The sequence below is a fragment of the Actinoplanes sp. NPDC004185 genome, from assembly GCF_053603475.1.
The window spans coordinates 1-2,577 of record NZ_JBSGFR010000115.1 but is presented as its reverse complement, the minus strand read 5'-3'; the positions used below and the strand labels follow the sequence as shown (position 1 = coordinate 2,577).

4 protein-coding genes are annotated in these 2,577 nt (G+C 59.0%); all 4 read right to left on the bottom strand.

Annotation, left to right across the window (positions count from 1 at the left end; translation table 11 throughout):
- Window positions 1-284: hypothetical protein (locus ACWEOZ_RS44180; protein WP_451916653.1), on the bottom strand; the 284-nt coding region annotated here is incomplete at its 3' end.
- The gene (locus ACWEOZ_RS44175) at window positions 274-981 is read right to left on the bottom strand and encodes a phage baseplate assembly protein V (protein ID WP_105818910.1); all 708 of its coding nucleotides are present in this window, start codon (window positions 979-981) and stop codon (window positions 274-276) included. The genes ACWEOZ_RS44180 and ACWEOZ_RS44175, both read right to left, overlap by 11 nt.
- Before the next feature lie 184 nt (window positions 982-1,165).
- The gene (locus ACWEOZ_RS44170) at window positions 1,166-1,591 is read right to left on the bottom strand and encodes an RICIN domain-containing protein (protein WP_105818909.1); all 426 of its coding nucleotides are present in this window, start codon (window positions 1,589-1,591) and stop codon (window positions 1,166-1,168) included.
- Window positions 1,592-1,986: 395 nt separating this feature from the next.
- Window positions 1,987-2,496: a phage virion morphogenesis protein gene (locus tag ACWEOZ_RS44165; protein ID WP_105818908.1), complete on the bottom strand. Its 510-nt coding sequence runs from the start codon at window positions 2,494-2,496 to the stop codon at window positions 1,987-1,989.
- Between the last annotated feature and the right edge of the window lie 81 nt (window positions 2,497-2,577).

Below are 2,577 nucleotides of genomic sequence, written 5' to 3'. Positions count from 1 at the left end.
CGATTGGATGGGGAGCCGGCCAGAAATCGCAGGGTTTCCCGCCCATTGTTCGTGACGGCAAACACACCGTCTGCGATGTGGTAGAAGCCCGTGTCCGGGGTATCGTCGTTCACGAACGAGATGCCCGCATGCCATACGTCTTTGCCATTGACGTGTAGGTTTTTCCTCGTGAAGTTGAGGGCAAACACCGCGCCGTTCGACGGGAGGTAGAACCCCGCCTCCGATGCGTTACCGAAGAAGTACCCACCGCTTTCGCCGATGAGGGCATGCCGATCATGCGCCACCTGCGATCGGTTTCGAGGTCGTGGCGAATTCGCCCTGTGCCTGATGGGTATGTCCCACGAGGCTGACGTTGCGCGACTTCACATCGACGTCAGCGGTCACGGTGCCGGTGAAGTGAGCGCTGCCCTCAATTTCGATCACGGAGCCGCCACCGCCCGCGCTACCCCCGTTCTTCCCGGTCGCGCCAGATTCGAACGTGAGCGGTCCTTTCACGAGCAGCGAGCCCGTGACCGTCGTATCGTCGGCGTCGAGCGTGACAGATTTCGCCTTGACGGTCGCGGTGTTGGTTTCGACCGTGACGCTGACCGGCGCGATGACGTGCACAGTCGCTCCCGCCGGCAGCTCGGCCGTGAGCGCGTGCGATGCGAAGTCATACGAGATGCGCGCTTTGTCCTTGTAGACGCGGACGTGCTGCGTCGGGCTCGAGCTGGGCGCATCGTGGCCGTCGCAATAGACACCGGGGAGGAAGAGCCCAGTCGTCGGCGCGCCGGACGGGAAGAACAGCAGCCCAGGCTCGCCCACGGACGGCGGGTCCCACGTGGCGCTGTCGCCGGTGCGCTGCGCGAGCCAGCGAATCCAGTCAGTTTGCAGGCCGCCGGATTCCATGCGTACGCGGCGGCCATCGTGATCGACTTCGATCACGGTGCCTTCGCGAAGCAGGCTCTCGATGCGGCGGTTCAGGTCAGCAAAATCATCCATGCGGCAAGGATGCCGCGCGCGCGGGAGACGGGCACGTGTATTCAGTTGTGTCAGGACAGCCCACAACGAAAAAGCCCGCTGGCCTTCGATCAGCGGGCTTCAGTATTGACGTGGTCCGGCTCAAGCGGCGCGTGAGCCTCGAAGGCAGATGGTTCCTTGGTGGGAGCCGACTCTGATTTGCGTTTTATTCGAAGGACTTGAGGTTGTTCAGCGGGACCAAACGCCACTGCTGGGCAGGTGAGCCATTGATCGGGAAGAGCCAGATCGGGTTTCCATCCTTGACGACGCGACCCTTGTCGTCGAGGCACAACGATTCATCGGACCTAGGTACGATGTATCCGGGTTTCGAGAAGAAATCCCATTGGATTGCGCTGGCGCTGGGCTTGAGCTTCAGGAGGGATTCAGGTGCGATCCGGTCTGCACCTATCGCGAGCACTCCGCCACTCGAATTCAGCGAGACGATGCCGGTGTCGAAGTTGACATCCCAAAAGCCATAGCGAGGTGCCAACCCGTTTTTGCTTCTAAGGACGACAGGGTTGTCCTGTGATTGATCCGTGACCCCAATCACATAGTTCGGATCTTGAGAGTATTCAATAATATAGACGCCCATTTTTTCTCTCCTAATCGCTCTATAAAAATATGACCCCGTTTTTCGGTGTCGCCGGGTTCGAATGAACTCAGCTAACTAATAATAGATGGGGGTTTGAGGAATTCTACCTGTCATGTTTGCGGGTCTGATAAATGTAAATAATCGATTTTATTTGTGATTATTTCGTTGTTTGTTTGTTTGATTTGATGTGTTGAGGTGGAAATTGGATTTCAATAAACCTCTAAAATAATTGGGCGCATTGTTCGGTTTCACGTCTTTGAATCTACAGTTCAGTGGCTGTTGATTTTATGGAATCCAATGGGTGCCATATCGGTCTCCTTCCGTGGAGTGTTCGTGGTGGCGGCCGGGGAGCTTTCGAATGACAGGCCGTGCAAAGAAAACCGGCGTGCGTCGCACTACTGCGCCAGAAAGTCGAGGACGACATCGGCGATCCTGTCGACATCGGCATCTCCTAGGCCGAGCAGCTCGCGTACCGGATACCGCACGACTGGACCACGGTTGCGTTCGCCCCGATCGCGCAGGCCCTCCTGGTGAACGCGTGCGATGCGCTCGACCTGGCGCGTGAAATGCGGCACGGAAGCGTCTGCCGTCGCGGCGGTTTTGAGGAAGCGGGCGGTGCGCAGCTTCGCGAACATCGCGCGCCGGATGCGCCCCTTCTTGCGCCGGGCCTGCGGCTTGCGCGGCGCGAAGCGGCTACCGTCCGGATTGCGGGCCTCGGCGATGCGTCGCGAGTGACGCCGGCGCAGCTCGCCGGCCAGCCCCTTCGCCAGGACCACGCGCTGCGCGGGCGTGAGCTGGCCGAGCAGACCAGACGCCCAATCCTCGGCGCGCGCCTGCGTCACCCATCCGGTCGCCAGGACACTCGTCGTGGCCGCAATGCGGCCTTCGTACTCGGACGCGACCATTTTCTCCAATTTGGAAGTTGTCCTATAGTTTTTACCATTTCAAAGAGAATATTATAAACTGAGTTGCGTTATAAGACACCC